Origin of the sequence: Rhizobium sp. BK289 (assembly GCF_014193575.1) — a bacterium.
Taxonomy (GTDB): domain Bacteria; phylum Pseudomonadota; class Alphaproteobacteria; order Rhizobiales; family Rhizobiaceae; genus Rhizobium; species Rhizobium tropici_C.
The window spans coordinates 1-20,479 of record NZ_JACHZO010000028.1 but is presented as its reverse complement, the minus strand read 5'-3'; the positions used below and the strand labels follow the sequence as shown (position 1 = coordinate 20,479).

Annotated in this window: 16 protein-coding genes and 1 pseudogene; 12 read left to right on the top strand and 5 right to left on the bottom strand. The window is 59.2% G+C overall.

The window, feature by feature from the left end:
* Positions 1-44 precede the first annotated feature (44 nt).
* Complete coding sequence (locus FHT84_RS30490) at positions 45-536, top strand: DUF2306 domain-containing protein (RefSeq protein WP_113251154.1); 492 nt, start codon at positions 45-47, stop codon at positions 534-536.
* A gap of 93 nt (positions 537-629) precedes the next feature.
* A complete protein-coding gene (locus FHT84_RS30485) occupies positions 630-1,550 on the top strand; it encodes a neutral zinc metallopeptidase (protein ID WP_113251119.1) in 921 nt (306 codons plus the stop codon).
* A gap of 51 nt (positions 1,551-1,601) precedes the next feature.
* Here the strand turns inward: FHT84_RS30485 and FHT84_RS30480 are convergent.
* Positions 1,602-1,763 (bottom strand): annotated as a pseudogene (locus FHT84_RS30480) (aldo/keto reductase); the annotation flags it as partial.
* Positions 1,764-1,979: 216 nt separating this feature from the next.
* Here FHT84_RS30480 and FHT84_RS30475 point away from each other — a divergent pair.
* The 4 genes from FHT84_RS30475 to FHT84_RS30460 all read left to right on the top strand — a co-directional run bounded on the left by FHT84_RS30475 (position 1,980) and on the right by FHT84_RS30460 (position 6,515).
* Complete coding sequence (locus FHT84_RS30475) at positions 1,980-2,891, top strand: LysR family transcriptional regulator (RefSeq protein ID WP_113251120.1); 912 nt, start codon at positions 1,980-1,982, stop codon at positions 2,889-2,891.
* 160 nt (positions 2,892-3,051) lie between these two features.
* The gene (locus FHT84_RS30470) at positions 3,052-4,308 is read left to right on the top strand and encodes a TCR/Tet family MFS transporter (protein ID WP_113251121.1); all 1,257 of its coding nucleotides are present in this window, start codon (positions 3,052-3,054) and stop codon (positions 4,306-4,308) included.
* A 149-nt stretch (positions 4,309-4,457) separates the two neighbouring features.
* On the top strand, positions 4,458-5,855 hold the full coding sequence (locus FHT84_RS30465) for an MATE family efflux transporter (RefSeq protein WP_183765764.1): 1,398 nt from the start codon (positions 4,458-4,460) through the stop codon (positions 5,853-5,855).
* Between the two features lie 87 nt (positions 5,856-5,942).
* A complete protein-coding gene (locus tag FHT84_RS30460; protein ID WP_113251123.1) occupies positions 5,943-6,515 on the top strand; it encodes an EVE domain-containing protein in 573 nt (190 codons plus the stop codon).
* Positions 6,516-6,628: 113 nt separating this feature from the next.
* Here the strand turns inward: FHT84_RS30460 and carA are convergent, their stop codons facing one another.
* Positions 6,629-7,837: a glutamine-hydrolyzing carbamoyl-phosphate synthase small subunit gene (carA, locus tag FHT84_RS30455; protein WP_113251124.1), complete on the bottom strand. Its 1,209-nt coding sequence runs from the start codon at positions 7,835-7,837 to the stop codon at positions 6,629-6,631.
* 298 nt (positions 7,838-8,135) lie between these two features.
* Between carA and FHT84_RS30450 the strand changes: the two genes are divergently transcribed.
* Entirely contained in the window at positions 8,136-8,588 is a 453-nt protein-coding gene (locus FHT84_RS30450; protein WP_113251125.1) for a GatB/YqeY domain-containing protein, read from the top strand.
* Here FHT84_RS30450 and FHT84_RS30445 read toward each other — a convergent pair.
* The gene (locus FHT84_RS30445; RefSeq protein ID WP_246698678.1) at positions 8,563-9,525 is read right to left on the bottom strand and encodes a hypothetical protein; all 963 of its coding nucleotides are present in this window, start codon (positions 9,523-9,525) and stop codon (positions 8,563-8,565) included. The two genes, FHT84_RS30450 and FHT84_RS30445, sit on opposite strands and share 26 nt — an antisense overlap.
* A 295-nt stretch (positions 9,526-9,820) precedes the next feature.
* On the bottom strand, positions 9,821-10,054 hold the full coding sequence (locus FHT84_RS30440; protein WP_113251126.1) for a hypothetical protein: 234 nt from the start codon (positions 10,052-10,054) through the stop codon (positions 9,821-9,823).
* A gap of 569 nt (positions 10,055-10,623) precedes the next feature.
* Between FHT84_RS30440 and dnaG the strand changes: the two genes are divergently transcribed.
* Positions 10,624-12,612, top strand: a complete 1,989-nt coding sequence (gene dnaG / locus FHT84_RS30435) for a DNA primase (RefSeq protein WP_113251127.1) — start codon at positions 10,624-10,626, stop codon at positions 12,610-12,612.
* Positions 12,613-12,619: 7 nt separating this feature from the next.
* The gene (gene recQ, locus FHT84_RS30430) at positions 12,620-14,500 is read left to right on the top strand and encodes a DNA helicase RecQ (protein WP_113251128.1); all 1,881 of its coding nucleotides are present in this window, start codon (positions 12,620-12,622) and stop codon (positions 14,498-14,500) included.
* 38 nt (positions 14,501-14,538) lie between these two features.
* Here the strand turns inward: recQ and FHT84_RS30425 are convergent, their stop codons facing one another.
* Positions 14,539-15,309, bottom strand: a complete 771-nt coding sequence (locus FHT84_RS30425; RefSeq protein ID WP_113251129.1) for an SDR family oxidoreductase — start codon at positions 15,307-15,309, stop codon at positions 14,539-14,541.
* Positions 15,310-15,570: 261 nt separating this feature from the next.
* Between FHT84_RS30425 and FHT84_RS30420 the strand changes: the two genes are divergently transcribed.
* From FHT84_RS30420 to rpoD, 3 genes are all read left to right on the top strand, one after another.
* Entirely contained in the window at positions 15,571-16,758 is a 1,188-nt protein-coding gene (locus FHT84_RS30420; RefSeq protein WP_113251130.1) for a glycine C-acetyltransferase, read from the top strand.
* A gap of 21 nt (positions 16,759-16,779) precedes the next feature.
* Entirely contained in the window at positions 16,780-17,817 is a 1,038-nt protein-coding gene (gene tdh / locus FHT84_RS30415; protein ID WP_112344070.1) for an L-threonine 3-dehydrogenase, read from the top strand.
* Between the two features lie 450 nt (positions 17,818-18,267).
* The gene (gene rpoD / locus FHT84_RS30410) at positions 18,268-20,328 is read left to right on the top strand and encodes an RNA polymerase sigma factor RpoD (RefSeq protein ID WP_112344069.1); all 2,061 of its coding nucleotides are present in this window, start codon (positions 18,268-18,270) and stop codon (positions 20,326-20,328) included.
* The last annotated feature ends 151 nt before the right edge of the window (positions 20,329-20,479 follow it).

The window sequence follows — 20,479 nt, the reverse complement described above, 5'->3', positions numbered from 1 at the left end:
ACACTATCGCGGAAAGGATCGGCAAACTCAACCGGATACAGATGATGACTCTCGAGCCGCTTCTCGATGCCCCGATCGCGATCCAAGTCCATGTCGCGGCCGTCATTCCCGCCGCCGTGCTCGGCGCCTATCTTCTGGCCAGGCCGAAGGGGACGCCGAGGCACCGTCTGCTTGGCAAGATATGGCTGGCCTTGATGGTGATTACGGCGCTATCGAGCTTCTTCATCCACCAGATCAACATGTTCTACGGCTTCAGCCCGATCCATCTGCTTTCGATACTCGTTCTCATCGGCTGCTGGAGAGCGATCGTCAACGCCCGCAAGCATAATATAGAGATGCATAAACGCATCGTCGGAAGCCTGTATTTCGGCGGTATTGTCGGGGCGGGCGCGTTCACGTTCATTCCCGGCCGCATCATGAACAGGATGACCTTCGACGGCGATGAAATTGCCCCACTCCTGATCGCGGCGGGTATAGGCCTCGCGCTTTTATGGCTGACGTCTAATGAAATATGGCGCCGTCGCCGTTTAAGCTGATGTTCTGTCGATAGCCAACTGGCTTTGTTACACTTCCTGGATATATAAATGCCTCAAGGGACTTTGATTTTAGGCATCGCCAGGAGGTGCACTATGGATTGGAAGGGGCGTCGGCAATCCGACAATATCGAGGACGAACGCGGCTCGTCGCCCATGAGCGGCGGCGGTGGCGGAGGCTTCCGGTTCCCGGGCGGCGGTATCGGCGGTGGCGGCCTGAGCTTCCGCACCATTATCGTGCTGATCGTGATCTTCCTGATCCTGAGAGCGATGGGCGTCGACGTCATCGGCCTGCTGCAGCAAAGCGGCATGCTGGAGGGTGGAAGTTCCGGATATCAGCAGAGCACCTCCAACAGCAGCGGCGGGGCTCAGCCGGCCAATGACGAGATGAAACAGTTCGTTGCGACCGTTCTTGCCGATACGGAGGACACCTGGAACGGCATCTTCAAATCGATGGGCCAGACCTATACCGATCCGAAGCTTGTGCTGTTTTCCGGCAGCTTCCCCTCGGCTTGCGGCCAGGCTTCGGCGGCCACCGGCCCCTTCTATTGCCCGAGCGACCAGAAGGTCTATCTCGACATGGCCTTCTTCAAACAGATGAAGGACCAGTTCGGCGCATCGGGCGATTTCGCGCAAGCCTATGTGGTCGCGCATGAAGTCGGCCACCATGTTCAGGATCTGCTCGGCATCCTGCCGAGGTTCAATCAGGCCCGCCGCACCATGAGCGAGGTGGATGCCAACAGGATGTCGGTGCGGATCGAGCTGCAGGCCGATTGCTTTGCCGGCATATGGGGTAAGTTCACGCAGCAGAAGGGCATATTGCAGGCTGGCGATCTCGAAGAGGCCTTGAACGCCGCGCAGCAGATCGGTGACGATACGCTGCAGAAGCGCACCCAGGGTTATGTCGTTCCTGACAGCTTCAATCACGGCACCTCGGCGCAGCGTATGAAGTGGTTCAAGCAGGGCTTTGATTCCGGAAAGCTCAGCGATTGCGACACGTTGAACAATCCGGTCTGATCTTGCTTGCCCGCTCCCGCGGGGTCGGCGAGCGGGCAAGCCGTTGGCGTGTTATCTCTCGCTGTCGAGATGCGTCAGCTGCGCTTCGGGGTAACGGCCCCCGGCGGCGGCATCCTTGGGAATCGCACGCTCGATCGCAGCCATATCGCTATCCGACAGGTCGACTGACAGCGCTCCCAAGGATTCCGAAAGGCGGTCGCGGCGGCGGGCGCCCTGTCCGCTGGGCCATACATGCCCGACATTCCCATGCAGCCGAGGCCGAGCGCCGATACCTGCGGTCCGGTTTTTCCCAATTGATGTTTTTCCATCGTTGTTCTCCTGGTCGAAGGCGCGCCTCATTTCCGGAGGCCACTGTCATGGCGTTTTACTCTGCTGTGTTCTGTGCGATAATCCGAGTAAATCGAAACGGGCTGTTTGGAATTTCGCACAATGGATGACTTGCCGCTGGCCGATCTGGTTGCCTTCACCGCCGTTGCCCGCGAGCGCAGCTTTCGCGAAGCGGCGCGCAAACGCAGCGTCTCCGCATCGTCGCTGAGCGAAGCGGTGCGACGGCTGGAGGAGAAGCTGGCGGTGCGCCTGCTCAACCGTACCACTCGAAGCGTGACGCCGACGGAAGCCGGGGAGCGATTGATGGAGCGCCTGACGCCCGCCATGAGCGAGATCGCCGTCGCGCTCGATGATATCAACAGCTTTCGCGACAGCATAGGCGGGACCCTGCGACTGAATGTGCCAATCGTCGCCGCCATGGTCGTCATGCCCGACATCATCAGCCGTTTCCTGAAGGAGTATCCGGCAATATCAGTCGAAATCGTCGCGGAAGACAATTTCATCGATGTAGTCGCGGCCGGTTACGACGCCGGCATCCGTTACGACGAAAGGCTGGAAAAAGACATGATCGCCGTACCGATCGGCCCGCGACAGCAACGTTACGTGACTGCGGCGGCACCCGCCTACCTGGCCGCAAACGGCACGCCGCAACATCCGCGCGATATACTCGAACATCGCTGTATCCGTCATCGCTTCCAGAGTGGCTCGGTCGCGCCCTGGGAGTTCGAAAGGAACGGGGAGACGATCATCATCGCGCCGCCGATGGTCATCGCGACGAATTCGATCGACATCGAGTGCCGCGCGGCCGCGGCCGGGCTCGGCATCATCAGAACCTTTCGGGAGTTTGTTGCGCCACAGATTGCCGGCGGAGACCTCGTGGCCATCCTGGAGGAATGGGATACGGTCTTTTCCGGTCCGTTTCTTTATTATGCGAGCCGCCGGCACATGCCTGCACCACTGCGGGCCTTCGTCGACTTTCTGAATCACGAGCAGCGTCGCAGTCGCGGCAGTTAGTCGCTTTTGCTCTCAGGATCAAAAAAAGCGGTCGATAAATCAATAAGATTGAAGCGTTCACGGATTGTTTCTGCCAAAATCTTTATGTATTGGGGACGCTCCAGTTTTTCGTTCACGTTCTGTCTCTTTCATGGAGGCGGGGCCGCCAGAAGGCATCTCCATGATCGATCAAAAATTCGCTCGTCGAGGTCTGTTCCTCGTCTTCCTTATCCTCTTCCTCGACGTGATCGGCATTGCGATCATCATGCCGGTCATGCCGAAATATCTGGAAGAGTTGACGGGTGCGTCGGTCAGTGCGGCGGCGACGGAAGGCGGCTGGCTGCTGCTCGCCTATGCCGCCATGCAGTTCCTGTTTTCGCCCTTGATCGGCAATCTGAGCGATCGTTTCGGCCGTCGGCCGCTGCTGCTGGCCTCCGTGCTGACATTCGCGATCGATAATTTCATCTGTGCGATTGCTGGTTCCTACTGGATGCTGTTCGTCGGCCGCATCCTCGCCGGCATCAGCGGCGCGAGCTTCTCCACTTGTTCGGCCTATATTGCCGACATAAGCAATGACGAGAACCGCGCGAAGAATTTCGGCCTGATCGGTATGGCTTTCGGTGTCGGCTTTGTTCTGGGTCCGGTCATCGGCGGCTTCCTTGGCGAGTTCGGGCCGCGTGTACCCTTCTATGGGGCAGCGGCGCTGGCGTTCCTGAATTTCGTCGGTGCCTATTTTCTGCTGCCGGAAACGCTGGATGCGGAGCACCGCCGACCCTTCGAGATCGCGCGCGCCAATCCGTTCGGGGCGCTCAGGCAGATGCGGCGCTATCACGGCATCGGCTGGGTCTGTGTCGTCATGTTCCTGAATTGGCTGGCGCATGGCGTCTATCCGGCCGTCTGGTCCTTCGTGACGTCCTATCGCTATGATTGGAGCGAGGGCCAGATCGGCTTCTCACTCGCTGTCTACGGGATCGGCGCCGCCATTGCCATGGGTCTGGTACTGCCGCGGCTGGTGCCTGTGCTCGGCGAGTGGAAGACCGCAGTGCTCGGAATGGTGTTTTCCTGTCTCGGCCTGATCGGCTACGCCGTTTCATGGCAAGGCTGGATGGTGTACGCAGTTATCGTCCTGACTGTCATCGAAAACGTCGCGGATGCACCGCTTCGCTCCATCGCCGCCAGCAAGGTTCCGCCTTCCGCACAAGGCGAATTGCAGGGCGCACTCGGCAGCCTGACAAGCATTACCGCCATCGTCGGACCCGTGCTGTTCCCCTATCTGTTCCAATACTATACCGCGCCGACAGCGCCGGTGGTCTTTGCAGGGGCGCCCTTCATCATGGGTGCAATTCTCGTCGCGACGGGTCTGATCGTGCTTTTGACCAAGGTGCGCAAGACTGAGCCGAAAGTGGTTACCCAGTCGCAGGCGGGCGAGGCGGCCTAAAAATTCATCAGATATTTTGATGTTATGATGAATTCTTTAGCATTGTGGATTTGTCGGCTGGCTTTTTAGCGCCACACGCGATAAACCGACGGGCTTGCGCACCCTTGGGTAGGGCGGTTTGCGCGAACCCTAGCAATCGAGTTTTCGTGATGGATATGCCGGTAACTGTGCGCCCGTCCGCGCATGACAATGATAATTCGTGGTCTGCACATGTTCGCGCTACGCTTGCGCTGGGCATCCCTTTGATCGGCGCGCAGTTGGCGCAGCTCGGCATCAACACCACGGACGTCATGATTGTCGGCCGGCTCGGCGCCGAGCAGCTGGCGGCAATGGTGCTCTCCGCGCAGTTTCTCTTCACGATTCTGATTTTCGGTTCGGGCTTTTCCATCGCCGTCGTGCCGCTGGTGGCGCAGGCCTATGGCAAGGGCGATGTTGCTTCCGTGCGCCGGGCTTTGCGCATGGGGCTTTGGGTCGTTACGGCTTACTGGATAGTGGCGCAACCCGCCTTTTTTTATTCCAGGCAAATCCTTCTGGCGGCGGGGCAGAAGCCCGATGTCGCGAAACTGGCCAGCGGCTATATCGACATCGGCCACTTCGCCGTTTTGCCGGGGCTGCTCTACAATGTCATCCGGGCGCTGGTGAGCGCCATCGGGCGTGCCGGCATCATCCTCAAGGTCACCATCGCCATGTTGGTGATGAACGCCGTGCTGGCTTATATTCTGGTGCTCGGCCATTTCGGCTTGCCGGCCATGGGGCTGCATGGTGCGGCTATCGTTTCCGTTGTCGTACAGACGGCTGGTTTCCTCTTCATCGTCGGTTACGTTCAGAGTCACGAGGAAACGAGACGTTACGGGATTTTCGTCCGGTTCTGGCGGCCCGACTGGCACGCTTTGTGGGATGTCATCCGGCTCGGCTTTCCGATCAGCGTCACGGTTCTGGCTGAAGTCAGCCTGTTCACTGCTGCATCGCTGCTGATGGGCCAGATCGGCACGATCGAGCTCGCCGCCCACGGTATCGCTTTGCAGTGGGCCTCGATCGCCTTCATGATCCCGCTCGGACTCAGCCAGGCGGCGACCGTGCGCGTCGGTGTTGCGCACGGTCAGGGCGATCATCTCGGCCTGAAGCGCGCGGCAATCGTGGTGCTTATCGTTTCGAGCTGCATTGCGCTCTGCGGCGGCATCCTGTTTGCGACCGTGCCATCCTGGCTGGGAAGCTGGTTTCTTGACGTCACGTCGGCCGACGCGCCGAAGGTCCTTGCCTATGCGGCACCGCTGATCGTCGTGGCGGGCCTGTTCCAGCTTGTCGACGGGCTGCAGGCAATTGCCAGCGGTCTGTTGCGCGGGCTGAAGGACGCGCGCGTGCCGATGATTCTGGCGCTGATCGCCTATTGGCCGATCGGCTTCTTCCTCGCCTGGCTATTGGCTTTTCCGCTCGGTTTCGGCGGTATCGGCATATGGTTCGGTTTCCTGCTCGGCCTTGCCTCGGCGGCGACGATGCTGTGCGCGCGTTTCTACGTGCTCGTGCGCTCCGAGAAGACTGCCAACTGATAACGGAATCTTGAATCGAGAGACTGCTGACAAAAATTGACAGCATGATCGTCTATAGTCGTTTCATACCAATGACGGGAGATGATCATGACATTCAATGCAAGCGATCGTATCGATGCCGCCTCTTTCCCGCGGGAAGGTTCCTTCGATCAGGGCAAGATGGTTCGTCTTTTCCCATCTGCCAACGAGTCCCGCCAACGACCGGAGCCGGAGCGGAAATCCTATTGGCTGGCAGTCGCCAGCGCTGAGCACGTACGCATTGGTCGCAAGCATGGTTTCATGCAGGTGAACCACGGCAAGCGCGCTCCCTTGATGCGCATCAAGCCAGGTGACGGCATCGTCTATTATTCGCCATCCGTGAAAATGGGTGAGAAAGACGGCTTTCAGAGCTTTACCGCCATCGGCTTTGTCCGTGAGGGTGAGCCTTATCTTGGCGAAATGGGCTGCGGAAAGGCCTATCGCAAGGATGTGGACTGGCTGGATGCGCCCGAACAGCCGCTTCGCCCGCTCTTGGGCTGGCTTGATTTTACCCAGGACAAGAATTGGGGCTACAAACTGAGATTCGGCCTTGTCGAGTTCGGACAATCCGACTTCGAATTCCTCGAGGAAATCCTGATGAGCGAGCTTGAAGTGGTCAAGCAGCGCCGTCTGCAGGCCTGAGTTTCAGGAAGCCGATGTGACGAAAAGACCTCCCAACTTGACGCACAAAGAGAAAAGCCCCGGATTGATTATCAATCCGGGGCTTTTCGCATTTGATGAGGTGGTCGGCGCTATCAGGCGCGCTCAGCCAGGGCCGCTTCGCCCTTCTTTTCGCGCACCAGATTGATGAAGCGGCGGAAGAGGTAGTGGCTGTCCTGCGGACCGGGAGAGGCTTCCGGGTGATGCTGCACGGAGAAGACCGGTTTGCCTGATACGCGCAGGCCGCAATTGCTGCCATCGAAGAGTGAAACGTGAGTCTCCTCAACGCCTTCCGGGAGCGAGTTGGAGTCGACCGCGAAGCCGTGGTTCATCGAGACGATCTCGACCTTGCCTGTGGTATGGTCCTTGACCGGATGATTGGCGCCGTGGTGGCCCTGATGCATCTTCGCGGTCTTGGCACCAAGCGCCAAACCGAGCATCTGATGGCCGAGGCAGATGCCGAAGAGCGGGATTTCGGTCTTCAGCAGATCCTGGATGACCGGAACGGCATATTCGCCGGTCGCGGCCGGATCGCCGGGGCCGTTGGAGAGGAAGACGCCGTCGGGCTTGAGGCCGAGGACTTCATCTGTCGAAGCTGTCGCCGGCAGAACAGTAACCTTGCAATCGAGGCCGGCAAACAGGCGCAGAATGTTGCGCTTGACGCCGTAATCGAGGCAGACGACATGATATTTGGCGTCGTCGGCGCCGAGTTCACCATAGCCTTCGTTCCAGACCCAAGGAGTCTGCGACCATTGCGAGGACTGGCCGGAGGAGGCGACCTTGGCGAGGTCGAGACCTTCAAGGCCGCTCCAGGCCTTGGCGTCAGCCTTCAGCTGCTCGATATCGAAGACGCTGTTCGGATCATGAGCAATCACGCCATTCGGCATGCCGTTCTCGCGGATCCAGGCGGTCAGCGCGCGCGTGTCGATACCGCAGAGACCGATGATGCCGCGCGCCTTCAGCCACTGATCGAGGTGCTTGGCGGCGCGATAGTTCGAGGGGTCGGTGATATCGGCCTTGAAGATGACGCCAACGGCACCGTGGCGCGCAGCGGGTGTCAGGTCTTCGATATCTTCATCGTTGGTGCCTACATTGCCGATATGCGGGAAGGTGAAGGTGACGATCTGGCCGAGATAGGAGGGGTCGGTCAGGATCTCCTCATAACCCGTCAGCGCCGTGTTGAAGCAGACTTCGGCCTGGACCTTGCCGGTCGCGCCGATACCCTTGCCTTCGATCACGGTGCCATCGGCAAGAACGAGGAGAGCGGTCGGCTTTTCAGTGGTCCATGGGGCTGTGGCGGTCATAGTCATCCCGTTTCCGGCGTCGAGCGCGGCCTTGAAGAGACCGGCGGTTCCGCCATGTTTGTAGCAAGGTGCAGCCGTCGACCGAGGTCGCGGCTTGAGATCTTCCTATCGATCTTATGTGCAGGTGATGGACATAGCTAAACAAGGCGAGCCGGTCAATGTGCGCTTTTGCTTTCCTGATAGGGAATTCGGGCTCTCGGGCGTAATTGCATTGATCGACACTGTTGGTCTAAGAGACAACAACATGACATGAGTGGCCGGGACGATCGTCGCCGGCCTGCTTCAAGGAGTTAAAGACATGATCCGCGAAACCCTTTCCAACGCCCAGAAGGACGCCATGAAGGCCAAGGACACGGCGAGGCTTTCGACCGTCCGTCTCATCCTTGCTGCGATCAAGGACAAGGACATCGCCAATCGCGGTCTCGGCAAGGAGCAGGCGAGCGAAGACGAGATTCTGCAGCTGCTCGCCAAGATGATCAAGCAGCGCGAGGAATCGGTGAAGATCTATATCGATGGCGGGCGCCCCGAGCTGGCCGACAAGGAACGCGAGGAAATCGCCGTCATTCAGGGTTTCATGCCGGAGCAGCTTTCCGAAGAGAAGGTGCGCGAAATCTGCGTCGGGATCGTTGCGGAACTCGGCGCGCAGGGTCTCAAGGACATGGGCAAGTGCGTGGCCACCCTGCGCGAGCGCTACGCCGGTCAAATGGATTTCGCGAAGGCTTCGGCTATCTTGAAGGAACTGCTGAAGTAAAATTCTGCTTCACCCTCGGCATGCCGGCCCGCCGCAGGCCGAGGGTGTTTTGCCATGCGGCGTCTATGATGGCGAATTTTCCCGCCTGATAATCGCAATATTCCTGGATGAAGCAGTTGGACAGCCAGAGCTGGCTTCGTCCCGAAGGTCCCATCCATCCGACGCTTTGCATCTTGATGGCCTTGTTCATGAGCCGTTTTGCATTGGTTCTGGAGATGAGGAAGCGGCTGCAGAGGTCGGTAAAGGCAACCCGCCCGATGATCGCTTTCTGCGTCGTCGGGTTGATCATCCCGACGCGGGAGATCAGATAATCCATGATGATGCCGCCCGAATTTGCCCAGGTGAACAGATTAAAGGTTTCTCCGGGACGCCGCAGGTCGTCACTTTCGATGATGCTGACGGAGATTTGGGGCTGCAGCAGGCCGATGAGTTCCGGTTGTTTGACAAACAGGGCGTTGCGTTTGCCGTCATCCAATCGATCCAGCACGGAAAGATGAATGCTGACCCATTTCACAAGCTGATTCGCTGCCGCTTCCGTCGGCTGCATCGGCCGCGCCCGCCGATCGGCAGCATGCGGCAGATAGCGTAGGAAGCCGAGTGCCAGCATCTCCTGAATGAAGCTGAGCGCCGTATTGTGGCTGGCGATCTCATGCTCGACGATATAGTGGGCAAAACGGCTGGCATGTATGCCGGGCGGCCCGCCGTCGATGCCGCCGCAATAGAGGCCAAACCCGGCGAGCGCCATCAGCCAGCGCTGCTGCGAAGCAAAAACAGAGCATACACGCTGATTTTCATCATAAGTGGATATAATTTCTCTAGTATAACTGAGGATTTCCGCGAAAAAATCAGGGTCTTTGGCAAGTTCCTTTGCGGATAAAGACATGTAGCCGTCTCCGTTGAACTGAGCAAATTCCAAAATGTCTGAGTAGATAATCATTAAGATCGCATATGCGCGGATAATAAAAGATATTCATCGCGATTGTTGCGTCAAGATACTCACGCATGCGGAACCAGAATGTTTCCGCAATGCATGTTCGTTGCTCTTGTTTCGTGAAATTGGAGAAGGCCGGAAATTAGAGAAGGCAGGAGCTGGGGGAGCTCCTGCCTTCTTGCGCTTTGCAGGCGTTTGATGACGCAGGGTGGGGCCCAAAAATCAAACGTCTTTTGCAAAGGCACTCAGGTGGGGCGGCGCCGGGGGTAGGGATGGTGCCCCACCTGAGTATCTGGTGAACTTATCTGAGGATCCTGACTTCCTGGGGCAAGGCTAATGCCTGCGATGGTAGTCCGGACATTTGAATCTTTACGCCTGCCGTGAGAGCAGGAACTTTCATATCTGCCGGCAACTGATATCCCGCGCCGGCGTAGAGCACATTCGTGTCGTGAGCGCCGCCGGTCATCGTGGCCGAGCTATAGGTCGCTGTGGCGAAGACGGCTGCGGCTGCCAAGGGTACGATCAGAATGCGCATTTTCCTCTCCTAAACTGAAAACCCGTACCTGTTGGCTTCCCGTTCGTCAGAGCGTCTCGGCATGTCGCGTCACGAAGCAGTTTCTTCGCCGGCTTGTCTCGCCCTGTGAGAAGAACGCTATTGCGCCGCACATCAACAATCAAATTACAAAAAAATAATGTTTGGCTTACGAACAATGCCCAAAATGCGGCGCCGGAGAGTGTCGCTCATGCGCAGCTCCTTTGCATCTATTGATTGTCCATCATGTGGATTTTGCTTGCGCTTATCGACTTCAAACTGTCCAAGCCTTTGCTTTTTCGCGTATTTTCGTGCACAAAGCGGTTACCAAGTTGGTCACAGAGAGGTCGACTCGCTCCTTGCGAAGAAAGCAATTGCATTATCGTCCGCACGCCGAAGGAGACATTTGAAGCGGCCAAAGACAAGGTAAAACCGCGCATTACTTCACGGAGTTGTGATTGCGAGCGGGTAAGGCGATCATCGGTAAAGGCCTGTGAATACCGTGGGTGAATATCCAGGCAGCGTGGCAATGCCTTTCATTCCTGTTTATATGGGTCAAGCCAGAGGTAGCCATGCGATTTTCCAATACGTTTCTCGATGAGATTCGCGACCGCGTTTTGATTTCGGACGTGATCGGCCGTCGTGTGACCTGGGATCGGCGCAAGACCAATGTGCCGCGGGGCGATTACTGGGCCTGCTGCCCCTTCCATGGTGAGAAATCACCGAGCTTTCACTGCGAGGATCGCAAGGGACGCTATCATTGCTTCGGCTGCGGCGTGACGGGCGATCACTTCCGCTTTCTCACCGAGCTGGAGGGCTTGAGCTTTCCGGAAGCGGTGCAGCAGATTGCCGATATGGCCGGCGTTCCGATGCCGGTTGCCGATCCGATGGAGGCGAAGCGTGAGAAGGAACGCACGTCGCTGCTCGACGTCATGGAGATGGCGACCCAGTTTTTCCAGGATCAGCTGCAGACAGCCAATGGCGCGCGGGCGAGGGCTTACTTGCGCGATCGCGGCCTCAGCGGCCGGACCATCGAGACCTTCCGCCTCGGATATTCGCCCGATAGCCGCAATGCCCTGAAGGAGCATCTCGCCGGCAAGGGCGTACTGAAGGAGCAGATGGAGGCCTGTGGCCTTGTCGTGCATGAGAGCGTGCCGGTCTCCTATGATCGGTTCCGCGACCGCATCATGTTTCCGATTCTCTCTTCCAGAGAAAAGGTGATCGCCTTCGGCGGCCGCGCCATGTCGCCAGACGCGCCGGCAAAATACTTGAATTCCAACGAGACCGAGCTCTTTCACAAGGGCAACGTACTCTATAATTTCACGCGCGCGCGCCGTGCTGCCCAGGGCAATGATGGTGCCGGCACCATCATTGCCGTCGAAGGCTATATGGATGTCATCGCGCTGTATCAGGCGGGTGTCGAGAATGCGGTTGCGCCGCTCGGCACGGCACTGACCGAGAACCAGCTCGATCTTCTCTGGAAGATGACGCCGGAGCCGGTGCTCTGCTTCGATGGCGACGGCGCCGGCATCCGTGCCGCCAATCGTGCCGCCGATCTGGCGCTGCCGCATATCAAGCCGAACCGCACCGTGCGTTTTGCGCTGCTGCCCGATGGCAAGGATCCCGACGATCTCGTCCGGCATGACGGGCGCGCACCCTTCGACAAGGTGCTGGCGCAGGCAAAGCCGCTTGCTGAGCTCATCTGGACGAGGGAAGCCGGCAGCGGCACGTTCGAGACGCCTGAGGCGCGGGCGGAGCTGGAAGCGCGCCTGCGGCGCATCGTCTCCGTCATCACGGATGAGGATGTCCGCCGCCACTACCAGCAGAACATGCGGGAGCGGCTGAATGGGTTGTTTCAGCCGCAATTTCAACGAAACAGCGGCCAGCAGGTGCGCGGCTTTTCGCGTGATGGTAACGGCCGCTCTTTCGGCGGTCGCGGTGGGCAGGCGCGCGGCGCTCCCCCAATGCCGACGACGGCATCCGATCGTCTGGCCCGCTCGGCCATGATCAAGGGGCATCAGGATATTCCGAGCCTTCGCGAAAGCGTGCTCGCCTTGACCATCGTCAATCATCCGCCGCTGTTGCAGGACGAGTACGACGAGATTGCTGCGATCGACTACGAGAGCCGCGAATTGCAGCGCCTGTGGTCGGCGGTTCTCGGCATCGCTGCCACCATGGTCGGCCCGCAATTCGTCCGCGAACGATTGGTCGAGCAATTGGAGGAGCAGGGCTTCGGCGCCTTGCTGAAGAGCCTCGACCAGCAGGTCCGCAATGCCCGGCTGTGGACGGCAACCGAGGAGGCCGCCATGGAAGATGCGCGCGAAGGCTACCGCCAGGCGCTCGCGCTTCACAAGCGTTCCAAGGCGCTCCGTTGGCACAAGATCGAATTGCAGGGCGCGATTGCCGAGGCAACGGAAGACGGCGACGGCGAGCTGATCGAGCAGCTGATGCGCGCCTTGCAGGAGGTTCAACTCGAAGCGATAAGGCTGGAAAACCAGGAAGCGATCATCGATGGCTTCGGCGTGCTCTCCGGTCGCGTCAAAGGTGCCGCTGGAAAATAGGGAATAGATGCCTCAGCCTGAAAGACAAGAGCCGCGATTTTCCGCAGACGACGTATTGTTTGGCGACCGCATCTATGCGCCCGCGCCGCTCGATGTCCTGAAGCGCGTTTATGGCTACTCGGCCTTTCGCGGCAAGCAGCAGCAGGTTATCGAGCATGTCGTCTCCGGCGGCGATGCGGTCGTGCTGTTTCCGACCGGTGCCGGCAAGTCGCTGTGCTTCCAGATTCCCGCGCTTTGCCGCGATGGTATCGGCATCGTCGTCTCGCCGCTGATTGCGCTGATGCGGGATCAGGTGGAGGCGATGAAGCAGCTCGGCATCCGGGCGGCCGCCTTGAATTCATCCCTGTCGCGCGAGGAGGCGAGCGAAGTCTATCGGGCCATTTCCGCCGGCAAGCTCGATCTGCTTTACGTGACGCCGGAACGCATCGCGACGGAAGGTTTCTGCCAGATGCTCGGCAAGGCCAGGATCGCGCTTTTTGCGATCGATGAGGCGCATTGCGTCTCGCAATGGGGGCATGATTTCAGGCCGGAATATCGCGATCTCGGCAGGCTTGCCGAGCTTTTTCCCGGCGTGCCGCGCATCGCGCTGACGGCAACGGCCGATCCGCATACCCGCGACGACATCATAGAGCGGCTGGCGCTCGGCGATGCCAAGGTCTTCACCACCAGCTTCGACCGCCCGAACATAACCTACGAGATTGTCGAGCGCGATCAGCCGCGCCAGCAATTGCTGCGTTTTCTCGACGGCCACCGCGGCGATAGCGGCATCGTCTATTGCCTCTCGCGCGCCAAGGTCGAGGATACCGCCGAGTGGCTGAACGGACAGGGCATCCGCGCGCTTCCCTATCATGCCGGCATGGATCGAGCGCTTCGCGACGCCAATCAGGATGCCTTCTTGAAAGAGGAAGACCTGTGCCTCGTGGCGACGGTCGCCTTCGGCATGGGCATCGACAAGCCGAATGTGCGCTATGTCGCCCATCTCGATCTGCCAGGGTCGGTGGAGGCGTATTATCAGGAGACGGGCCGCGCCGGGCGCGATGGGCTGCCCTCCAACGTCTGGATGGCCTATGGCATGGCCGATGTCATTCAGCGCCGGCGGATGATCGATGAGGGCGGCGCATCAGAGGAGATCAAACGTGTCGAGCGGGCGAAGCTCAATGCGCTGCTTGCCATCTGCGAGACGGCCGGCTGCCGGCGGCAGTCCGTCCTCGCGCATTTTGGCGAGGCCCACGGTGGCGGTTGCGGTAATTGCGATACCTGCCTCAAGCCTGTCGAGACCTGGGACGGGACGGAAGCGGCGATCAAGGCGCTCGCCGCCGTCTATCGCACCGGCGAACGTTTCGGCACCGGCCATGTCATCGATGTGCTGATGGGTACGGTCAACGAAAAGACCGAGCGCTTCGGCCATGTCGACATGCCGGTTTTCGGCGCGGGAAAGGATATTCCAAGCCGTACCTGGCAATCGATCTTCCGGCAATTGCTGGCGAACGGGTTCATCAGCATCGACCACACGGCCTTCGGTGCCATGAAGCTCGAGGAGCAGGCGAGGGCTGTCTTCAAGCGCGAGCGGCAGGTCTTCTTCCGCAAGGACCGGCCCGAAACGGGCCGTCGCGGCAAGAAGGCGGGGCGGCCGGAGAAGCAGGCCCACGGTCTTGCCGGCGAGGCACAGGCGCTGTTCGATGCGCTGCGGGCCGAGCGTACCCGGATCGCCAAGGAGTTGGGCGTGCCGCCTTACGTCGTTTTTCCGGATACGACGCTGATCGCCTTTGCGACAGAGCGGCCCAGGAATCACCGAGATCTTCTGGGGATATCGGGGGTCGGGCAATCGAAGCTGGACCGCTATGGAGACGCGTTCCTTGCCGTGATTTCGGAGTTCGCCAATCGATGACGTGTTGATGCCATTATCGAAGCCCGGCTGCCGACACGCTACATGCGCACCGTCATGCCGCCATCGACGGTCAGGACATGGCCGTTGACGAAGGATGCGGCGTCGCTGGCGAGGAACAGCGCAGCACCCGCAATCTCGTCGGGACGTCCCCAGCGCTGAACGGGGATGCGTTGGCGTACGATGGGCATCAGATCTTCGTTCGCGACCATGGCTGCATTGGTTTCTGTTGCGAACCAGCCTGGCGCGATGGCATTGCTGGTGATGCCGTGAGGGCCAAATTCCACAGCCATGCTGCGCACAAGGCCTGTCAGTCCCTGCTTGGCGGCGGGATAGACACAGTCGCCAGGCATGACGACCTGTCCGCTGATCGAGGTAACCGAGATAAGCCGCCCATAATTGTTTCGCTTCATCAGGCGGGCGGCATCGCGTGAGAGCATGATCGAGGCGGCGAGATCCGTGTTGAGCAAGGCGAAGATCGCCTCGTCGTCGAAGTCGGCCAGTGGGCGCCTGTCGCGCGCACCGACGTTGTTGATCAATATGTCGAGCCGGCCGTGATTTTTCTCGATGGTGTTGATCGCCGCGCGCCGTGCTTCGCGATCGGCAATATCGAAGGCGGCGGCTTCCGCCGAGCCGTCTCTCGCTCGGATCGTCTCCACGGCTACATTGAGTGTGGCTGCGGTTCGTCCGTTGATGATGACGTGAGCGCCGGCATCGGCGAGCGCCTGCGCCATCTCAAACCCCAGGCCACGTCCGCCTCCGGTGATGAGGGCAACCCGTCCTGCGAGGGAGAATCTTTGGAATATGCTCATGGCTCTCCCTTATTTTCAGACCAACGCCAATCTGCTGTAAAATATTGGACTGAGTCAAGTAATTTTGCGATGAGTACCAACGGGGCCTGGCTGTAAAGTTGCGTGTATTCGGTCTGCTTTGATAGATAATATCGAAACTGTGTCCTATCGCGCGGACGTCACGGCCCTGCGCATTTTTGCCGCTGCCGGATGCAGCAACAAGCCGGATCCTATGTTATTCCTTGATTAATTAGGCCCTTTGACCAGCACCGGAATGCGACCATGACTTCAGCGTTCATATCCCATTTGCGCAACGAACTTCTCGGCCTGAAAGAAGCCGGCCTCTATAAGGCCGAGCGGGTCATCACCTCCAAGCAGGCCGGCGAAATCGCCGTGCTTGGTGGCGCGCGCGTCCTCAATTTCTGCGCCAATAACTATCTTGGCCTCGCCGACAACGAGGAACTTGCCGAGGCCGCGAAGAAGGCGCTCGACCGCTACGGATACGGCATGGCCTCGGTGCGCTTCATTTGCGGCACACAGGAAGAGCACAAGCAGCTCGAGGCGCGAATTTCAGCTTTCCTCGGTATGGAGGCGACGATCCTCTATTCCTCTTGCTTCGATGCCAATGGCGGGCTGTTCGAGACGCTGCTTTCGGAAGAAGATGCCATCATCTCGGATGCCCTTAATCATGCCTCGATCATCGATGGCGTGCGGCTCTCCAAGGCAAAGCGTTTCCGCTATGCCAACAACGATATGGCGGCTTTGGAAGAAGAACTGAAGAAGGCCGAGGGCAGCCGCTTCAAGCTGATCGCGACCGACGGCGTCTTTTCCATGGACGGCATCATTGCCAATCTCGGCGGCGTCTGCGATCTGGCGGAAAAATACGGCGCGATGGTCATGGTCGATGACAGCCATGCAGTTGGCTTCGTCGGCGCGCATGGCCGGGGATCGGCCGAATATTGCGGTGTCGAAGGCCGGGTGGATATCATCACCGGCACGCTCGGCAAGGCGCTCGGCGGGGCGTCCGGGGGCTATACGTCTGCGAGAGGCGAGATTGTCGAATGGCTTCGTCAGCGTTCGCGTCCCTATCTGTTCTCCAACACCTTGGCGCCTGTCATCGCCGCTGCCTCGCTGAAGGTCTTCGATCTGATTGAAAACGGCGCCGACTTGCGTGGCCGCCTTCAAGGCAATGCCGAACTCTTCCGCCGTGAGATGACCAAGCTCGGTTTCACGCTCGCTGGCGCCGATCACCCGATCATCCCAGTCATGCTCGGCGATGCGAAGCTCGCGCAGGACATGGCGGCGCTCATGCTGCAGAAGGGCGTCTACGTCATCGGCTTTTCCTTTCCCGTGGTGCCGAAGGGGCAGGCGCGCATCCGCACGCAGATGTCAGCCGCCCACTCGAAGGCCGATGTCGAAAAGGCGATCGCAGCCTTTGCGGAAGCCGGAAAAGAACTCGGAATCATTTGAATTGGTTGGAGAGAACCGATCATGTCGAACATGATGAAAGCATTGGTCAAATCCAAGCCGGAAGTCGGATTGTGGATGGAGCATGTTCCGGTTCCGGAAGTCGGGCCGAACGATGTCCTGATTCGGGTCAGGAAATCGGCGATCTGCGGCACGGATGTCCATATTTGGAACTGGGACCAATGGGCGCAGAAGACCATCCCCGTGCCGATGGTCGTCGGCCACGAATTCTGCGGCGAGATCGCCGAGATCGGTTCGGCCGTGACGAAATATCATGTCGGCGAGCGCGTCTCGGGTGAAGGTCATATCGTTTGCGGCAAATGCCGCAACTGCCGGGCAGGCAGGGGCCATCTCTGCCGCAACACGCTCGGCGTGGGCGTCAATCGCCCCGGCTCCTTCGGCGAGTTCGTCTGCATTCCCGAATCCAATGTCGTGCCGATTCCCGACGATATCCCGGATGAGATCGCCGCGATCTTCGATCCGTTCGGCAATGCGGTCCACACCGCGCTTTCCTTCGATCTGGTCGGCGAGGATGTGCTCGTCACCGGCGCCGGACCGATCGGCATCATGGGGGCGATGGTCGCCAAGCGCTCCGGCGCGCGCAAGGTCGTCATCACCGACATCAATCCGAACCGGCTGGCGCTCGCCCGCAAGGTCGGCATCGATCATGTCGTCGACGCCTCCAAGGAGAATCTCGCCGATGTGATGAAATCCATCGGCATGACCGAGGGTTTTGACGTCGGTCTGGAAATGTCGGGCGCCGCTCCCGCCTTTCGCGACATGATCGACAAGATGAACAACGGCGGCAAGATCGCCATTCTTGGCATTGCACCAGCCGGTTTCGAGATCGACTGGAACAAGGTCATCTTCAAAATGTTGAATCTGAAGGGCATCTATGGTCGCGAGATGTTCGAGACCTGGTACAAGATGATCGCCTTCGTGCAGGGCGGTCTCGATGTATCGCCGGTCATCACCCATCGTATAGGCATCGATGATTTTCGCGATGGCTTCGAAGCCATGCGTTCAGGCAATTCCGGCAAGGTTGTAATGGACTGGAATTGATGCCATTTGAACCCATTTCCGGCGGCGGCAATACCTGCCGATGCCGGAAATGTGAGGCTTTGTCCAGTATGCTCTTGTCATCGCGCGGGGACTTCCTAAATACGGGAAGCAATTGATTATGGCGCGTCAGAGCCTGTGGATAAGGCTTTTTCGCGCATTTAACGGGCTTTTTTGCTGGAAAAGCTTGACGAGAACTAAAATTCTGGGAATCACCGTTTAACTTCGGAAAGAACGGTAAACTGGAGCAAGCGGATCACCTAATATCATGGCCGGAAATCCAAACGCAATCCAGCTTTGCACTCCGGTGGCGGTGATCGTGGTTAATCGGGCATTAAAGGTCATTCCGTTAGGTGTTCGTCGGTGAATCGCGGCTGGTGCAGGGCGCGCCAGTCAGAGTGAATGTTTCACCGCGTGTAAGTTTGCAGCGTCAGGGAAAGCGACGATATAGAGATGGCAACCAAGGTCAAAGAGAACGAAGAAGCTGAAGTCGAACGCGACGGCACCTCCGACGGCCCGCTTCTCGATCTTTCCGATGACGCGGTCAAGAAGATGATCAAGGCCGCGAAGAAGCGCGGCTACGTGACGATGGACGAGCTTAATGCCGTCCTGCCGTCCGAAGAGGTAACGTCCGAACAGATCGAAGATACGATGGCTATGCTCTCCGATATGGGCATCAACGTCATCGAAGATGAGGATGTCGAAGAGGCAGGCGCCGCAGCAAGCGACGACGACGATGCCGGCGGCGATGACGACAGCGAGGGCGGCGAACTCGCTCCCTCCACGGGTTCTGCGCTGGCCACCGCCAAGAAGAAAGAGCCGACCGACCGCACGGACGATCCGGTGCGCATGTATCTGCGCGAAATGGGCTCCGTCGAGCTTCTGTCGCGCGAAGGCGAAATCGCGATTGCCAAGCGCATCGAGGCCGGCCGCGAGACCATGATCGGCGGCCTCTGTGAGAGCCCGTTGACGTTCCAGGCGCTGATTATCTGGCGCGACGAACTCAACGAAGGCACGACGCTGCTGCGCGAGATCATCGACCTCGAAACCACCTATTCCGGTCCCGAGGCCAAGGCTGCGCCGCAGTTCCAGAGCCCCGAGAAGATCGAGGCTGACCGCAAGGCTGCCGAAGAAAAGGAAAAGGCACGCCGCGGCCGCGCGCCCTCCGGGGACGACGACATCACCAATGTCGGCGGTGAAGGTCTACCGATCGAGGAGGAGGAAGAGGACGAAGACGAGTCCAACCTCTCCCTCGCTGCGATGGAAGCCGAGCTTCGTCCGCAGGTGATGACGACGCTCGACATCATCGCTGAAACCTACAAGAAGCTGCGCAAGCTGCAGGACCAGCAGGTCGAGCAGCGCCTGTCGGCCTCCGGTACGCTGTCCTCCGCCCAGGAACGCCGCTACAAGGAACTGAAGGATGAGCTGGTCAAGTCGGTCAAGTCTCTGTCGCTGAACCAGAACCGCATCGATGCCCTCGTCGAGCAGCTCTATGACATCAACAAGCGCCTCGTTCAGAACGAAGGCCGCCTGTTGCGTCTTGCCGAATCCTATGGCGTCAAGCGTGACAGCTTCCTGGAACAGTATCAGGGTGCCGAGCTCGATCCGAACTGGATGAAGTCGATCGGCAATCTGGCCGCCCGCGGCTGGAAGGAATTCGCCAAGGCCGAGAACACCACCATTCGGGATATCCGCCAGGAAATCCAGAACCTTGCGACCGAAACCGGCATTTCGATCTCGGAATTCCGCCGCATCGTTCACATGGTGCAGAAGGGTGAGCGCGAAGCGCGCATCGCCAAGAAGGAAATGGTCGAGGCCAATCTGCGCCTCGTCATCTCCATCGCCAAGAAGTACACAAACCGCGGCCTACAGTTCCTCGACCTCATTCAGGAAGGCAATATCGGCCTGATGAAGGCGGTCGACAAGTTCGAATATCGCCGCGGCTACAAGTTCTCGACCTACGCCACCTGGTGGATTCGTCAGGCGATCACCCGCTCGATCGCCGACCAGGCCCGCACCATCCGCATTCCGGTGCACATGATCGAAACGATCAACAAGATCGTTCGCACGTCGCGCCAGATGCTGCACGAAATCGGCCGCGAGCCGACGCCGGAAGAACTGGCCGAAAAGCTCGCCATGCCGCTCGAAAAGGTGCGCAAGGTGCTGAAGATCGCCAAGGAGCCGATCTCGCTCGAAACGCCTGTCGGTGATGAAGAGGATTCGCATCTCGGCGATTTCATCGAGGATAAGAATGCGCTTCTGCCGATCGACGCCGCCATTCAGGCGAACCTGCGCGAAACGACGACCCGCGTTCTGGCATCGCTGACGCCGCGCGAAGAGCGCGTTCTGCGCATGCGCTTCGGTATCGGCATGAACACCGACCACACGCTCGAAGAAGTCGGCCAGCAATTCTCGGTCACCCGCGAACGTATCCGCCAGATCGAGGCCAAGGCCCTGCGCAAGCTCAAGCACCCGAGCCGCAGCCGCAAGCTCAGGAGCTTCCTCGACAGCTGAGTTGCGTCGACAGCTTGTGAAATCAGGCCCGGTTCGCGAAAGCGAGCCGGGCTTTTCTTATATCGATAAATAAACCTCCACCTACGGTGGAGGACTGGACGAGTTCTACACGGTAGTTGAGAGACCTCCTGCTTGAACCGCTGGGGTGGCC

What these genes read in the sequence shown, in the direction of transcription:
- FHT84_RS30490 (WP_113251154.1), top strand. Translation starts at nt 45, where the DNA reads ATGACTCTCGAGCCGCTTCTCGATGCCCCGATCGCGATCCAAGTCCAT.
- FHT84_RS30485 (WP_113251119.1), top strand. Translation starts at nt 630, where the DNA reads ATGGATTGGAAGGGGCGTCGGCAATCCGACAATATCGAGGACGAACGC.
- FHT84_RS30450 (WP_113251125.1), top strand. Translation starts at nt 8,136, where the DNA reads ATGATCCGCGAAACCCTTTCCAACGCCCAGAAGGACGCCATGAAGGCC.
- recQ (WP_113251128.1), top strand. Translation starts at nt 12,620, where the DNA reads ATGCCTCAGCCTGAAAGACAAGAGCCGCGATTTTCCGCAGACGACGTA.
- dnaG (WP_113251127.1), top strand. Translation starts at nt 10,624, where the DNA reads ATGCGATTTTCCAATACGTTTCTCGATGAGATTCGCGACCGCGTTTTG.
- FHT84_RS30420 (WP_113251130.1), top strand. Translation starts at nt 15,571, where the DNA reads ATGACTTCAGCGTTCATATCCCATTTGCGCAACGAACTTCTCGGCCTG.
- FHT84_RS30470 (WP_113251121.1), top strand. Translation starts at nt 3,052, where the DNA reads ATGATCGATCAAAAATTCGCTCGTCGAGGTCTGTTCCTCGTCTTCCTT.
- FHT84_RS30465 (WP_183765764.1), top strand. Translation starts at nt 4,458, where the DNA reads ATGGATATGCCGGTAACTGTGCGCCCGTCCGCGCATGACAATGATAAT.
- FHT84_RS30475 (WP_113251120.1), top strand. Translation starts at nt 1,980, where the DNA reads ATGGATGACTTGCCGCTGGCCGATCTGGTTGCCTTCACCGCCGTTGCC.
- rpoD (WP_112344069.1), top strand. Translation starts at nt 18,268, where the DNA reads ATGGCAACCAAGGTCAAAGAGAACGAAGAAGCTGAAGTCGAACGCGAC.
- FHT84_RS30440 (WP_113251126.1), bottom strand. Translation starts at nt 10,054, where the DNA reads ATGCGCATTCTGATCGTACCCTTGGCAGCCGCAGCCGTCTTCGCCACA.
- carA (WP_113251124.1), bottom strand. Translation starts at nt 7,837, where the DNA reads ATGACCGCCACAGCCCCATGGACCACTGAAAAGCCGACCGCTCTCCTC.
- FHT84_RS30460 (WP_113251123.1), top strand. Translation starts at nt 5,943, where the DNA reads ATGACATTCAATGCAAGCGATCGTATCGATGCCGCCTCTTTCCCGCGG.
- FHT84_RS30445 (WP_246698678.1), bottom strand. Translation starts at nt 9,525, where the DNA reads ATGATTATCTACTCAGACATTTTGGAATTTGCTCAGTTCAACGGAGAC.
- FHT84_RS30425 (WP_113251129.1), bottom strand. Translation starts at nt 15,309, where the DNA reads ATGAGCATATTCCAAAGATTCTCCCTCGCAGGACGGGTTGCCCTCATC.
- tdh (WP_112344070.1), top strand. Translation starts at nt 16,780, where the DNA reads ATGTCGAACATGATGAAAGCATTGGTCAAATCCAAGCCGGAAGTCGGA.